The organism is Bradyrhizobium sp. Cp5.3 (genome assembly GCF_000426265.1).
In the GTDB taxonomy this organism is placed as follows: Bacteria; Pseudomonadota; Alphaproteobacteria; order Rhizobiales; family Xanthobacteraceae; genus Bradyrhizobium; species Bradyrhizobium neotropicale.
The window spans coordinates 1-14,078 of record NZ_AUFA01000075.1; the positions used below are offsets into that span (position 1 = coordinate 1).

At 59.5% G+C, this 14,078-nt stretch carries 9 protein-coding genes and 3 pseudogenes; 4 read left to right on the forward strand and 8 right to left on the reverse strand.

Features of this window, described 5'->3' with window-relative positions; genetic code table 11:
• Positions 1–197 (reverse strand): annotated as a pseudogene (locus K289_RS49710) (IS256 family transposase); the annotation flags it as partial.
• A gap of 247 nt (positions 198–444) precedes the next feature.
• Here K289_RS49710 and K289_RS51180 point away from each other — a divergent pair.
• Positions 445–837, forward strand: coding sequence for a hypothetical protein (locus K289_RS51180; protein ID WP_156918426.1), 393 nt, complete (start codon positions 445–447; stop codon positions 835–837).
• Positions 838–883: 46 nt separating this feature from the next.
• Here the strand turns inward: K289_RS51180 and K289_RS0138885 are convergent, their stop codons facing one another.
• From K289_RS0138885 to K289_RS0138910, 6 genes are read right to left on the reverse strand one after another with little or no spacing between them, the layout of a single operon-like run.
• A complete protein-coding gene (locus tag K289_RS0138885; RefSeq protein ID WP_027556295.1) occupies positions 884–2,656 on the reverse strand; it encodes a lipopolysaccharide assembly protein LapB in 1,773 nt (590 codons plus the stop codon).
• A gap of 5 nt (positions 2,657–2,661) precedes the next feature.
• The gene (locus tag K289_RS49715; protein ID WP_084788923.1) at positions 2,662–3,312 is read right to left on the reverse strand and encodes a DUF3540 domain-containing protein; all 651 of its coding nucleotides are present in this window, start codon (positions 3,310–3,312) and stop codon (positions 2,662–2,664) included.
• A 17-nt stretch (positions 3,313–3,329) separates the two neighbouring features.
• Entirely contained in the window at positions 3,330–4,286 is a 957-nt protein-coding gene (locus K289_RS0138895; protein ID WP_035687633.1) for a hypothetical protein, read from the reverse strand.
• A gap of 34 nt (positions 4,287–4,320) precedes the next feature.
• Positions 4,321–4,728 (reverse strand): DUF4150 domain-containing protein, encoded by a 408-nt coding sequence (locus tag K289_RS0138900; protein WP_084788924.1) that lies wholly within the window; start codon positions 4,726–4,728, stop codon positions 4,321–4,323.
• 4 nt (positions 4,729–4,732) lie between these two features.
• A complete protein-coding gene (locus K289_RS48090; RefSeq protein WP_027556299.1) occupies positions 4,733–5,809 on the reverse strand; it encodes a pentapeptide repeat-containing protein in 1,077 nt (358 codons plus the stop codon).
• Positions 5,799–8,951 carry a DUF2169 domain-containing protein gene (locus K289_RS0138910; protein WP_035687635.1) on the reverse strand — a complete coding sequence of 1,051 codons (3,153 nt, stop codon included), beginning with the start codon at positions 8,949–8,951 and terminating at the stop codon, positions 5,799–5,801. Before K289_RS0138910 ends, K289_RS48090 begins: the two co-directional genes overlap by 11 nt.
• 411 nt (positions 8,952–9,362) lie before the next feature.
• Here K289_RS0138910 and K289_RS46910 point away from each other — a divergent pair.
• The 3 genes and pseudogenes from K289_RS46910 to K289_RS53265 form a co-directional block, all read left to right on the forward strand.
• Positions 9,363–10,763, forward strand: a pseudogene (locus K289_RS46910) (trehalose-6-phosphate synthase); the annotation flags it as partial.
• A gap of 740 nt (positions 10,764–11,503) precedes the next feature.
• Entirely contained in the window at positions 11,504–11,695 is a 192-nt protein-coding gene (locus K289_RS0138925) for a hypothetical protein (protein WP_027556301.1), read from the forward strand.
• A gap of 451 nt (positions 11,696–12,146) precedes the next feature.
• The gene (locus K289_RS53265; RefSeq protein ID WP_035687638.1) at positions 12,147–12,926 is read left to right on the forward strand and encodes a DUF2235 domain-containing protein; all 780 of its coding nucleotides are present in this window, start codon (positions 12,147–12,149) and stop codon (positions 12,924–12,926) included.
• Positions 12,927–13,803: 877 nt separating this feature from the next.
• Here the strand turns inward: K289_RS53265 and K289_RS0138940 are convergent.
• A pseudogene (locus tag K289_RS0138940) lies at positions 13,804–14,078 on the reverse strand (IS256 family transposase); the annotation flags it as partial.

Consider the following 14,078-nt stretch of genomic DNA (forward strand, 5'->3'; position numbering starts at 1 on the left):
CAACGGTGCGCCCGCCGCGCCGCATCGCGACCGTGGCGCGGCCCGCAGGCCGCCGTGACATCCGCCTCCATCATCGTGCCGAGCGCCTCGATCCCCGCCGCAAGGCAGAACCGATCAAAGCTCGCCCGCACTTCTGCAAACGCTTCGTCCACAGCCCCAGTCGCCGGCGAACCAGCCGGTGTGATATCTCTCGTCATGGCGTTGCTCTCCTTTGTGGAATCAGCACCCCGAGCCTACCGGCTCAAGGTGGGCAACGCCGACCTCTTCAGAAATTCAACAGAACCCGGGACATCCCCCTATGCGCGGATCATATCCGAGTTGTCGAGGCCGGAGCCGCCAGCTTCGCTGACATTCGCGATCCCGTTTTCGAACCCCGGCTCTCGCAAACCCCATGAAACGGGGCAGTCTCGGGCCATGAACGCCCCCTACAGGCGGTAATCATGGATGCACTGGCGAGCACCGACCGCGGAAACATGGCCAATTGACGGTTTACGGGCCTATGAGCGCAATTCGCGCAGGCATACGCCCGAGCAAGCCGGGCAGATCGCGGCGTCGATCCGCGAGCGAGGTGGCGCGCATGCACCCAAGAATCGGCGATTGCCGGCTTGTCTCTTGTTGGATGATGGGCTTCCGCCTCGTCCAATACTCGACTGCTCCGGCAATGGCGATGTCACCGTCATCCAAAAAGCGGACGAACAACCTGATGGTCTCGAACGTGACACTTGCATTGCTTTCAAGCCGCTCGAGCACGTGCACGATGCGGTCGAGTCGTTGGGCTATTGCAGCCCTTCTGCCGATCGGACTCGTCCGAAGAAGAAAGCACCAATCGCAGCTTAAGCGATTAGCGGCTGGGGCTTGTCGCGATGCTGTGAGAGCGCGCCGCTCAGCTAATCGGTGGTTTACGTAGCAGAGTCTCGAGGCGGCGTCGACCTTCTTCGATCGCGCCGGACCAATGGCCGAACCGTTCCTGCACGACAACCTCGAATGAAGGATACCACAGTGGCTTTCCGCCAGCCTGAGCCCAATACCAGGGATAACCGCGCGGCACGAAAACCACGCCGGGAACGCCGAGCGCTCCGGCGATATGGACGCCGAAGCTGTCGGGCCCAACAACGGCATCGAGATTGGCGATTGCCGCGATTAGTTCCGCAGGGCGCTCAATATGCGCGCCAGCATCGATCGGACGGCTCCATCGCTTCATGTCATGCCGTTGCGCCTCGGTCATCAAACTGACCGGCGTGACGCAGTGAGGGATCACGGTGGCGACTTGCTCCATCGATAGGCCGAGAGCGCCCCCCTCCCACACGATGCCCACCAAAGGCCTTGCGAACACGGCCAAAGCATCCCGCCATTTGGCGAACAGCTCGGCCTCGGGGCGTAGGTAGGGAATGCCATCGGCAATGTTGCGGGCGTCGGTCGACAGAACGTGCAATAATGATTGCAGCGGCACAGCTGAGAGTCCGGCCCTCGGCTCGTCGGAAATCACCTGCTCGGTGAGATTGGTAAGAAGAGCCTGGTAACGTGGCTGCGCGACCACATGCAGGTTCTGCGGGCTCGGTAACCGACGCAAGAGACGAACGAGTGCTACGAATTCAAGGGCGCTCGTGGCCGGCGGCACGACTATCCGCCTCACAGGCGCCAAGGCGGTCGGCTCGGGCGTCGGAAAGCGACCGAGCGTCAGTTCAAGCGTCGTCTGTAGAGACTTCGCTGCTTCATTCTCAGGTCGCGTGCGCACGACGTGGCCGACAAGCTTGAGGGATTCGTCGAACCGGCCAACGAGTTGTAGGACACGCGCCAGAGCAAGCGCGGCGGTAGGATCCGATTTGCGAGCGCGAACGAATTCCGTCAGTTGCGCTATGCCGCGGTCCATCTCACCCTTGGCAATCGTAATGCGGGCCAAGATTTCGCGCGCACCAATATGAGCCGGCGCGTGGGCGAGCAACTTCTTGCAGGTGGCCTCAGCTTGCGGCCAGCGTCCAGTTGCGGCGCGGCAATAAGCCAGACGCAAGAGCCCAGCTATATCGAGCGGGGCGCGCAGATGCGCCCGCTCGGCAAGACCAAGCGCCTCGTCGAGGCGGCCGCGTTCAAGCATCAGCACCGATAAATTGCCCAGCGCATCGGGATCCTCCGGAGCAATCTCAAGCGTACGACGCAGGACGGTCTCAGCTGACGAGTTGTGGCCCAGGGCGAACTCGATGGCGCCAAGTTGAAGGAGGGCACGCGCATTCCCCGGCTCGTGTTGGACGATGGCCTCCGTCATCGCACGGGCGTCTGCAACCTCGCCGCGGCTCAGCAAGGCATGAGCGAGCGCCAGCTTGATCTCCTGGTTGCGCGGGGCGAGCGCCGCCGCTCGTTGGAGGCAAATCACTGCCTCCTCCTCGCGGCCGAGCAATCCGTGGGCGATGCCGAGATTGGTGGTGAGGCCGGCGTGTTCGGGGTAGATGGTCGCAGCTTCCGACAACATTTCGAAGGCAATCTCGATCCGCTGTCGGGCAAGTGCCAGTGTGGCCCTCGCATTGAGCGTATCGGGATCACTTGTGGTGGCGACCTCCTCCAGTAGCGCCTCCGCCTCCTCGATACGGCCGGCCGCGATAAACTCTTGGGCCGTTCTAATCCTCTCTTGCAGGGGCGGGGCCGGCATGCCGGTGGACAGCATGTGTTCTATGCAACCGTGACGCGCTTGCCGTCGAGGCGGAGATCCTCGCTCACCGCGATCACCTTGCTGTGCGCCATCTCGGAGGCAATGCCGGTGACCCGAATGGCCTGAGTTTCGGTCTGCAATGTGTCGGTACGCTCGATCACCGCTACACGCTCGACCGCCTTTACCGTAAGCTGCTCGGCGCTCGCTTCCTGGATTCGCGCTGAACATTGGGCGCGGTCCGCGATCAACGTGTAGAGCTTGCCGATCCAGGTGCCTTTGTCCGCAAGCACGGCAAACAGCTTGGTCTGCAGATCGATCCTGTCGGCGCGCAGGGACAGGCGCTGGCGCGCGGCGACCGTGATGGTCTCGCCCTCAATCGACATGTTACGCCCACCGGGCAGGCCTACCATCCCCCGATTGGCAGCCGTCCGACCGAGCACAGTCACGACGAAGACTTGCTCTACGTTGGTGAAGAGTTGCACGATGTCCTGTGGTATTGGCCGGACTAGGCAGCCAACGGCCACTGTCGCCGTGTGACGAGCGCCGGCGACTTCGACCTCGACCGTAGTGCCATCGTCGCTGACTGACACGACGCGGGCTGTGTGGTGTCCAGGCTCAAGCAAGCGCTCTGCCGTCGCGAAGGTGTTTGTGGCACGGATCGGCATCGTCATCCTTGCTCTCCAGCTCGCTACATGAAATTTATCAACTTCTTTTGTATGACTTCCTCATTGCCGGTGCTGGACATGATCTCAGCTTTTCGGGTCACCAGCTTGTGCTCTTCCGTGTTCGACTGTCCCTTTCTCAATTCTTCTTCTGTTATCGAAACGCTGGTCTTGCAGACTTTGATGTCGCGGCCGACCGACTTAAAGTCCTCGACAGGTGCGAGCTTGAAATCACTCGTCCTAAGAATCTTGGTATCGCTGTCGGCCGACTTGAAATCGGGTCCAAAAACACACTTGGTCGACGTTCCAATCACCTGCTTGATGTCGTGCCCTTCGACGATGTCTAGTTTCCTACCGATCGTCATAGAGTTCATATCACTGAGATTAACTGAACATTCTCGCGAGATCTTAAAGGTGAACGCTTCTCCAAAGAACATGCATACGTTCTTGGCCATTGTCAGCGTGGTAGATGCGCCTCTCATGCAGGTGAACCGGGTGCCTTGAAACAGTTCCTTGGTGTCGCCCATCGTCTCCTTTTCCGAGTTGCCAGCGGTGGATTCTAGCTTGTGGCCGTTGTTGATGAGCTTGACGCGGTTCGAGGCCGTCAAGACGATGTCCGCAGGCGTCCCGTCGGCGCCAGCACTGATTGTCACGCCATTCTTGGCGGAGATCTCATACGCGCCTTCCGAGACTGTATGTAGGGAGTTGCCATTCGTGATCTCCGTGATCTGACCGCTACCGATTTTGAGCCGCGCAGCGCCTTCGAGATTTGCCTCCAAGTCCTTATTGGTGAAGGCAAGTATGCCGTCGTTGTCGCTTTCATGTTTGCCGATCGCAGCTGGACTTTCGCTACTAGGCATTGTGAGGCCAGTGACAAGTTTCGCCTCTTCGTCCGAATAAGAGCCGAGGCGCAGGTAGGTTGATTTCGTCAGGGGAGAAGACGGCGTTTCTGGAACGAACAGTCGCGTATAGGCATTTGGCATAGCGCGCTTCCCTAATCGCATAACCGTCGGCACTTTAGCGCAGCGCCATCAAGCGGGTTTGAGAGGGCGATATCGACAATCCGAACGCGTTCGGGTTGGCACCGTTCTGCTTGGTCGGCATCCCCATTTTGGTTGCCGGTGACCCGCCGATCGACAGATTGTCCGATCCCGCTTTGGCACGGCCCGGACCCATGACAAGGCCAGAGATGACGCCGAGGGCCACACCTGCGTTGTCACCCATCGATGTCGCGCGCTCGGTCGTCATATTGTGTGCGGGCATACACATGATCAGAAACCGAGATTGCGTGGGAATAGCCGTCGTGTTCATGGCGATGTTTGGGTAGGCGTTGGGTACGAAGACGGGGCCGGATGGCGTGTTGCAGACATCGGGAAACGCGTGATCCTCCGCCGACATCGGGCCACTTGAATTGACAAATGTCATCTGTTTAGCTCACTCCGGTGAAAGGGATGACGCGGCTTGCATCGTAGAGTTCAGCGACGGCGCGTTCGGGCACAGTTTGCAGGGCACTCCCACGCTGGGTCACGAACAGGCTGCCTTCGGTCGACGCGCAGTGAAAATCAGTGCGCAGAAATCGCGAGCCGGAAAAGTCGCTACCATCGAGCGCGGCGTGGTGCATCAGCGCATAGGACATGTCGGCGCCGGCAAACGAGGCGAACTTGGCCGATGCACGTGTGAATACGGCAGTCCCCAATTGTGTGCCGGAAAGATCGCAGCCGTCGAGGCAGGCTTCTACAAAGATGCATTGCGTCAAATCGGCATTGCGCAGCCTTGCGGCTCGCAGGTCAGCCCTGACGAGCAGTGTGTTTGGAGCGGTCGCGCCGGATAGGTCGGCACCCACGAGGCTCGCGCCCGTCAACACCGAACCGAACAGGTCTGCTCCCGACAGGTTTGTGCGGTTCAGCTTGGCGCCGCTCAAGTTTGCTCGCACAAGCGTCAGCCCGGAGAGGTCCCGCTCAGACAGATCGCATTCTGAGAAATGGATCGTGTCGCATCGCAGTCCCGTGACTTGTGCACGACGCAAATCGGCTCGCGTTATGGCGGTGTTCGTTAGCGTCGCGTCGTCGAGCACGACGTTGGCGAGGTCACAATCCATGAGAGCGCTTTGAGAGAGGGTGGCCTTGCGCAGGATCGTGTGGTTCAACGCGCAACGCATCGCTGTCGTCTGGCTGAGCCACGTCTCGCCGAAGTCGGCATGGCCGAGATCTGACGACATGAACGTCGATTGGGTGAAGCGCGCCCGCCGCCAGTCGGAGCCGTCAGCACGGCAGTTGACGAACATGCATTTCTCGAGGCAAGCGTCGGCCAAGGACGCACCGCTGAAGTCGCAGTCCTGAAACGTCATGCTGGTCAGGCTGGCACGTGTGAAGTGGCTATTGCGAAAAGTAGAGCTCAGCACAACGCCGTCGTTCAGGCGCAGTCCAGATAGGATCTCGCCATCGAGATTAGCTTCGCGTACGGGGAACTGATTGTCGATGGACTGCAACAGGAGTTCAATTGACATGGCGTTTGACCATCAGCACGGTGCGCTCGATATTTGCGTTGCTCAGGTCGGCCGCGACCAAGGAGGTATCCATCAGGTCGGCGCCATAGAGATTTGTATGGCGCAGAGTGGCGCCGGTCATGTTGGACTGATTGAGATGTGCCTCGAGCAGGTCGGCGGCATAGAAGTCGGCGCCGCGCAGATCGTTGCCCGTGAAGACCGCGCGTTTCAGCGATGTCATTCGGAAGATGGCGCGCGCCAGCGTCGATTTACCGAAATAAACGCCATTCAGTCGAGCCATGGTGAAGTCGGCGCCACTGAGGTCGGCCGTCTGAAAACAGAGCGCCTCGGCGTTGCTCCGGCCGAAGCGGGCGTCGCGCAGATCTACATCTCCGATGAAGCTGACTTGGTCAAATTGCGAGCTCGATAGGTCGAGTTGTGGCGCTGTGAGCTTGAGAAAACAGGTTTGCTCAAGTCGCGCGCCAGCAAAGCTCGCACCCGACAGCGATAAATCCATGAATTGTGTGCGCTTGAGGACGGCGTTCCCCCAAAAGCTGTTGTCGAGCGCGGCTTTGACGAAGGAGCATTGATGGAGTTGTGCAGAGCGGAAGGTCGCCCCGATCATCGGTATCCGGAGAACCTGGAGCTCGCCAAGCCGCGCTTGGTCGAAGCATGCGCCTGCCATGCTCGCGCCGAGAAGGTTGGTGCGCACAAGCTGGCTGCCTGCGAAACGCGTCCCGCGGCAGTCGGCTTCCCCGAGATTGGCTTCAGTGAGATCGGTCGCGCTTAAATCTGCGTTGATGAGCGTTGCGCCGGACAGTGCGGCCTTCATCAGTTTGGCACCGGCCAGGTTGGTCCCGTTCAGCCTCGCGCGTTCAAGAAAGGCGCCGGAGAAGTCCGCCTTCGCTAATCGCCGTCCAGAAAGGTCGGCGCCGGCTAGATCGCGACCCGCAACCGTGCCGCCGCGCCGGAACTCCTCTTCCACCAGATCCCCCAGGGCGTGAGCGACAGCTGGTGCCAGCATCGCTTCAGGTTTGAGCGGCCTAGGTGAGGCAAGCCTTGCCGCGGCCAGGCCGGCTGCCAATTGACCTTCCGCTTTGTCGATCTCGCTCCGCAGGACAGTGGATGCTTTCACAGAGTACGTCTTCGCCGCGGCGATCCATGTTTTTGGCTCATCAGCGTTTGCCGCTTGATGCGGCGTGGTTGAGGTCTCGAACGGCGGGCGGTCATCGGACAGTAACGCAGGAAGCGCCCCTCCGAGCGCCGCTTTAGCATCGGCGAGCGCCGTACGCGCTCGTTGGGCGGCGTCAGGAGGTGGATTTGAGGCCTCGATCTGCGCCAGTATTTCGTCAACGGTCAGGCGCTGCGGTGCCTCTAGCATGGCGTTCCTCGCTTCTTCCGGCAGTACCGGCTCGGGAACATCGGGAAGCGAAAAGGCGTCGTCCGATATGGCGCCGCGTATCGGCTCGAGCGGTCGTCCAGCCGCCAAGTTGAAGTAACGAGCATGCGCAAGTTCAAATTGTTTTTGCGCGTCTAGCGGTGGCGTTGCCGCGCTAAGGATTTGGTCACGCCAGTGTTTCGCCCGCGCGAGCTTGCCTTCGAGATCGCCTATGAGGCCCGGGTCGGTGTCCGGAAGCGCAGGGACTGGCAGAGCTTGCGCAAAGCTTTCGTCGATCGACTGCGCAACGTCAATCGAAGAGATCGCGGCAAGCAAGGCGTCGATATCGCTCGAAGCGGCGTTTCCACCGACAATCTTGTCATAAGCCGCACGTATGGGTTGATATTGAGCATCAAGCTCGTCGACATCGGATTCTGCCTTTGCCTGTACCGTCCCCAAGGCGTCGAGGATCTCCGCTAATTCGATCTCGCCACTCTCGAGTTCCTCCGGCAACAATTCCGGAATGCTTGACGGCTCGATCGACGGTATCTCGATCGTCGGGCGTAGCGAAGGCGAGAGCTCAATGCGTGCGAACTCCTGATCGAGCGCCCAACGCATGGAGGCCAGCTGCCGCGCCGTGCGCGCGTCGGCCAGCTGGCGACGCCTCACTGCGCGGTGCTCGCGTTCGGCGGCCGTAATCTCAGGGGCAAGCTGATGTTCCGAAAAGGCATAGCGTGGAGCGCTCGTCGGATCGAGCCTCAGCCGCCGGACATTAAGATAATGGTCGAGCGGCCGCGCCGGCTCGCCCTGTTGCTCGTAAGCGACCATGATGTCGCCCACGTCGCTGCCGTCCAATTCCCGTACGGCAATCGCGGTGCGGTAGATCATGACACCGCGACGAACTCCCGCGAATAGCCACAGGGTATCGATACGCGTCTCCAGTTCGGTGACACCACGCGTCGTATCGCTCCAGCCAATGAAGCAGCGCACGCGAAAGGTTGGCAGGCGGGCTTCGATCAATGGATGGTCGGCGGAGAAGTTCTGCAGCGCGTAAGGATCTCCGCCACACATGAAACCGCTTATGCGTTGGTCGGGCGGAGCGAATAGAAAGAGCCGCGGATCGGCATCGGTCGCCAGAGCAGGGGCAACTGACTGCAGCCACGCGGCGTCATAGTTCCCCGCGTATTGCAGGCGGTCGCTATCATCAACACCGATTGGTCCGAAAGTTGCCGGCGGTGCGATTGTGTCAATGAATTGAATTGCATGCTCTGGGCTCTCTACGTTGGGCAGGGCCACCAGTTCGCCGGCCATGCTGCGGCGGAGAGCCTCGTGACCGGCGCCGACCCGGTTCGCCGCATAGCCGGGCCCGCCGAAGGCGCGTTGCCGCGTTAGCGGCATTTTCTGGAACGGTTGCACGGCTGTCGGTCGCCAGCCGGAGTTCGTCATCTGCCAATAGCGGTCGCCAGTCACTAGAAGGTGCTTCTGGATCGGGCCGAATGCCCACCCCAACATCATGCGCTCGGTCGGCCGTCCCTCCGGTGCTGCCGCATGTCCGCCGATGAGCACCTCGGCTCGCGGCTTGGGCATGCCGATGTCGAGAGGGGTTCCGGGCGGAAGCTCCTTTGCGGCCATAGTCCAAAGCTCCTGCTCGCCATGCAGACGGTGGGCGCCCGGGTCAGCGAGGTCGAACATCGCTAAAACCGAAATGATGAGGCTGGACCCTCGGGGACGCCGCTCGCATTTGGTCAACAGACCCAATGTGCGTGGCTTTACAAGAATGGGCATGAAACCTACCAGAGACGATTTTCCTTTTTAACAATATTTCTCGAACGTGACGGACTTTCGGTGCCGCAATGCGAACGCGTCTTTGTGTCACATACCAAGTTAGGTAGGCAGCAATACAGCTCAGCGTTGCGTAAGGCCGCTTCGTCCGCAACGCTTGAACGCGTAGAGGGTGCGGCTATCGCCAAAAGTACAAGCCGTCTGCCTACAGAGAATCGGTGCTTCGTTGTCTTGTGGGTCTGCGAGGGCCGCGTGGCACGCCCGTTATTCGAGCCGGATCGCTGTGTTTAGCAAGAGCCGACGAAACGCGCATGAAGTTGTTGAGGCTGGTCAGGTGTCGGGTCGCAAACCATCATGCGTGGCAAATTGATCGAACGCCCGAGCAAGCGACAGATCAAACGGAAAGGATGACTTGTGAATCTCGTCGTCGTGTCGAACCGAGTTGCCAGCAGCGACGTCAATGAACCCAAGACAGGTGGACTTGAGGCGGCACTGATTCCAGTGGTGCAGCAATCCGGCGCAATTTGGGTAGGGCCGCGGCGCCCGTCGGAGGCTGAACCGCCCGTCATGCTGTTCGGCGGAGGCAAGCTCGTGAGGGTGGATCTGCCTGCCGATGATTACCGTCGCTACTATGAGGGCTTTGCCAATTCGGAATTATGGCCGGCATTACATTCGCTGACAGAGCGGATCTCCTCCTCGGAAGGCGATTATCACCGCTACCGTGAGATCAACGCCCTCATGGCGAAAGCGCTGCTCAAGCAAACGGACCAGGACGCGTTCTGGGTGCATGATTATCATTTCCTCACGCTCGGTGCTGAGCTGCGTGATCAGGGCGTCCAACGGCCGATCGGTTTCTTCCTGCACACGCCATGGCCGGCGCCTGACGTGCAACTGCTGCCGCATCATCAAGAATTGACCGAATTGATGCTTGCGTATGATTTGGTAGGCTTTCAGACGGACGAGGACCGACAGAATTTCCTTGCCAGTGTCCGTGCGGATCTCGGACTCATGCCCAGCGAAGACGGTGTTGTGATCTCACGTCGTGGTGGTGTTGTAACCAGATGCCGAGTGTTTCCGATCGGCATAGATACAGACAGATTTGCACAATTTGCTGAAGACACGGGCTCGAATGCCGATGTTTCGTCGTTGTTGGAAGGTCTCGATCGTAAGAAGCTTGCCGTCGGTGTCGACCGTCTCGACTACACCAAAGGTCTCGATAATCGCGTTCGAGCCTTCAATCGCCTTTTGACCAAAGAGCCGCGCAGCGTCTCACTTTTGCAAATCGCTACCTCCTCACGATCCAACATCAAGAGCTACAGAGACTATCAGAACGAGGTGGAGGCGCTTGTCGACGATGTCAACGCTCGTCATAGTGCGGCCGGCTGGAAGCCGATTCGTCACGAAACAAAGCCTCAGAGTCAGGCCGTACTCGCGGGTCTTTACCGCGCCGCACGTGTCGGCGTGGTAACACCGATGCGTGATGGCATGAATCTCGTGGCCAAAGAATATGTCGCCGCGCAAGCCCCCAGCGATCCTGGCGTGCTGGTTTTGTCGAAATTCGCCGGCGCGGCCAAGGAACTCGACGCGGCGCTGCTCGTCGATCCCAACGACATAGATGACATAGCAGACAAGATTTCGATCGCAATCTCGATGCCGCGCGAGAAACGCATCTCGCTCTGGCAAAAGATGATGGCGAAGCTTCGAGCGTATCCCATCCAGAAATGGTCGGCGAACTTCATCTCCGAGTTGGAGAAAATTCGGGCCGAACAACTCGCAGGACGGAGTCCGCCGGATCTGAGGGAGCCCAGCAGTGCGAAACAAAAGGTCGAGGGGAAACTAACCGGCGGTGCAAGCCATTTTGACCTACCGCGACAGTTATCACGTCTAGCATTCGACGTCCGGGCTACGAGATTAGATGATGATTTCACCCACATCGTAGGCTCGGGATGGAACCACGGTCTCCAACCGGCCCCAGATCTCCTGCTCGGCGCGCTGAATAGAATAGACGCCTTCCCGAGGCCGTTCCTGCCCACGACGAATTTTTACATCCACGGTCAGCCCTACATGGCGCTATTGGCCGAAGGGCTAAGGGAGGTGACCCCCAACAATCCGCTGGGCGTCAACGTTGTTGTCATACCTAGGCTTAAAGGTGGCTGAATGCGCGTCGTGGGTTGCAATTGGCGCCTCATTCTTGAACGGTCGAATATCAAAGTTCTTCGGTCAGGTATGCCATCGCCTGCTTGAGGTGGTCGCTGGATTGAGGCCGTCATTCGCTGCGGCGTCTCCACCAAATGCCCGCTTTCCCTGTCGCCGGTTCGTGCTGCGCCCGCGCGCTGCCAGACAATCCCCATGACGGCCACACCCGGCGCCATCATTGATGGACATCTAGAAGTTCACCAGACCGCGAGACCGAGCGCACCTATGTCGGCGATGATTACCGCCGCCACCATGTCTCGCATCCGCGCCAGGTCTTCATCTTCTGGCAAAAGGTGAAAACCGAAGGTCACCTTGGCCGCTTGACGAATTTGTGATGGGATATAACGGCACTCAACCTAATGAAAACAAATGTCGATCTGAGCAAGGCGTCAAGCCACCCCGCCGAATTGGCAATCGACAATCTCAGTCCTGCCGATGTCTACTTCGGCAGGGCTGAGGCGATCCTCGCCGAGCGACAACTGATCAGGCCCAATACCATGGCAAACCGCCGCTTGCAGTGTTCGTTAGCACAATTGAAAGGCCCGATTTAGACTAGACAATCGAGGTGCAGCATCTGATTCAGCAACTATTGATTGTTGCATAACACTGGCCAAATGCTGGCGCTCCCATCAAGTCCTCGCGTCCGCCGTCGACTAGCGTCAGTGGAATAACGGCTCCATGTTGTTCCAGATATGGCTGAGGCCGCTGAGCATGCCCCCCGGCGTGACAGCCGAAGCAATCGTCGCCCTGGCGGAATGTTTCCATAGTGGAGTTGGTCAGCCGCAGCGGCTACGAACCGCGACATCGACGGAATAGCACGCCTCCTCGAAATGGATGGCGACGATGTTCGGAAGCTGTTTTCCGGTAACGACAAGGTGTCCCGGACCAGCAGAAACTGGTTTCTGCGTACTTGGGTCGTCCCCTGCGCGACCTGTTTTCCGACCTGCCCGCGACGGGAACGATCTGAAACACATTCGCGACACGCGGCCTGAAGGGTATCTCATGACAAAGAATATCGTCGTCTACTCGGACGGTACCGGCCAAGACGGCGGCGTGTGCCCCGAGCAGCGGGTCAGCAACGTCTACAAGATGTACCACGCGTCCCGGACGGGTCCCGACAACCCCATCGACCCTCAGGAACAGGTGGCGTTCTACGACCCCGGGCTCGGCACCGATATCGGTGCGACCACCCTGACCGCACCGTGGCGCTTCATCCAGAAACTGCTCGGCTCCGTGGTCGGCAACGGCATCGTCAAGAACATCGCCGATTGCTACGCCTTCATCATCAATCACTACGAACCTGGCGATCGGGTCTTCCTCATCGGTTTCAGCCGAGGTGCCTACACCGTGCGTTGCTCATGTTGTGCGGGGTGCCGACCAAGCACCCCAACTGGCCGCCTAATGCGCTTCCGGAAGCATAGGCGACATCCTCCTCTTCACGCGCAGCGTGCTGCTGTTGCTTTGTGGCGTTCTCGGCAGCTTCGCGAAACAGGTCCGCCCGCTCTTCAGCCGAAGGCGACCAGATTGGTGCGACTGGTAGACAGGCTGTCCACAAAAGCCGCGGCGCCGGCTGTCACCCTTCTTGTGCCGATATTGGCGGCGTGGCCCCGCAAAGAATCCTCGGTCCATGGATCGCGCGAAAGAGGCTCAAGTCGCGCATCGATCGCCTTTCCAAAGAATGGAGTTTCAAGCGAATCGACCGGCCTTGAGGTTGGTTCATGGCTCGCTCCGCGGAATGCAACCATCGCTCGCAGCAACGAGTGCAGGTCGCTTAAGCTCTAACCCCTGAGGAGCCAGCCCCTCCCTTCGCGAGCCGCCTAATTAGTCTCAAATCATTTGACGACGGAGAACGGTTACGCCGCTTGTGCGGCGCCAGCAACCGATCGGCTCTCTGCTGAGATGTTTCGTTGTCGTGCAACACCTCAAGGCTGCAGACGCGAGCGATCGCCACGGCGCGGCGCGAGATTCGCTGATGGTTCATGGAATTTGCTTTTAGCTCTGATGCCGGTAGCGAACTGGCTGCCGGGGTTCAGAAACCGTAATTGTGAACGGCCAATGTGCTTTGGGGTGCCTCTTGGACATGGCGCACCGTCCCCGCCGAACCGAGCTGTTAGGACGCTGGCCCATTGATGGCCACTGATGCTTCTTGGGTCTCTGAGGCCCAAGCCTACTGTTGCATACAACCTAGACGGTTGCAACAGCCATTTTCTACTCAAGGCGCGACGAAACCGCGCGCTCTCGTAAAACGGTTGCAAGGCCCGACGCTGACGGAAGACACGTTGGTTGATGAGGAATGGTTCGTGATCCCCTTGGGTTTTCGTGCCCACGGTTGCGCTCGGCCTTACAAACCCGAATTGCTAAAGCTCCTCCCGAAAACGCGGACAACGAACCTGCAAACCCTGCTGCCGTGGCTCTACTGCACTTACGATCAAAAGCCTGACACGGACATAGACGCAAAAGACGGCGAACACGGTCAGTCCAAAGACGTGCCGAACTCCTAATTCGCTACGTCATCTATGAAAAGAACGCAGCCTGTTCGTCTTGGCAATTTTTGCCGGAGACCGACCTATCACCGGCGGGCGTGATCAGACCCGCAGGTTTTCAGGGGATGTCCCGATCGCTGTTGAACTAGGTCGGGCCGACGTTGCCGGAATGAATGTTACGCGGCCCTCGTGACGTGGGCAACGGGGTTGATCGTCATGCGATTGTGGCGAGCTTGAAGAGCCGCACGCAGAACCGACAATTGCTTATGCGCCTTCAATCGTCGGAAGCCCTTGTTGGCCTCGATCATGCCGGCCGCGACCCATCGCAAGGCCATACCGGCATCCCGCCAGCGTTTGACGTTGCGCGTGACGCGGCGAATGGTGCCCATCATGTTCTCGGCGATGTTGGTACAGGCGAGCGATCGACGAAGCTCCTTCGGCAACTTCAACC

Coding starts and splice junctions, on each gene's coding strand:
- K289_RS0138910 (WP_035687635.1), bottom strand. CDS start 8,951: ATGCCCATTCTTGTAAAGCCACGCACATTGGGTCTGTTGACCAAATGC.
- K289_RS48090 (WP_027556299.1), bottom strand. CDS start 5,809: ATGTCAATTGAACTCCTGTTGCAGTCCATCGACAATCAGTTCCCCGTA.
- K289_RS0138895 (WP_035687633.1), bottom strand. CDS start 4,286: ATGCCAAATGCCTATACGCGACTGTTCGTTCCAGAAACGCCGTCTTCT.
- K289_RS49715 (WP_084788923.1), bottom strand. CDS start 3,312: ATGACGATGCCGATCCGTGCCACAAACACCTTCGCGACGGCAGAGCGC.
- K289_RS0138900 (WP_084788924.1), bottom strand. CDS start 4,728: ATGACATTTGTCAATTCAAGTGGCCCGATGTCGGCGGAGGATCACGCG.
- K289_RS51180 (WP_156918426.1), top strand. CDS start 445: ATGCACTGGCGAGCACCGACCGCGGAAACATGGCCAATTGACGGTTTA.
- K289_RS0138885 (WP_027556295.1), bottom strand. CDS start 2,656: ATGCTGTCCACCGGCATGCCGGCCCCGCCCCTGCAAGAGAGGATTAGA.
- K289_RS53265 (WP_035687638.1), top strand. CDS start 12,147: ATGACAAAGAATATCGTCGTCTACTCGGACGGTACCGGCCAAGACGGC.
- K289_RS0138925 (WP_027556301.1), top strand. CDS start 11,504: ATGAAAACAAATGTCGATCTGAGCAAGGCGTCAAGCCACCCCGCCGAA.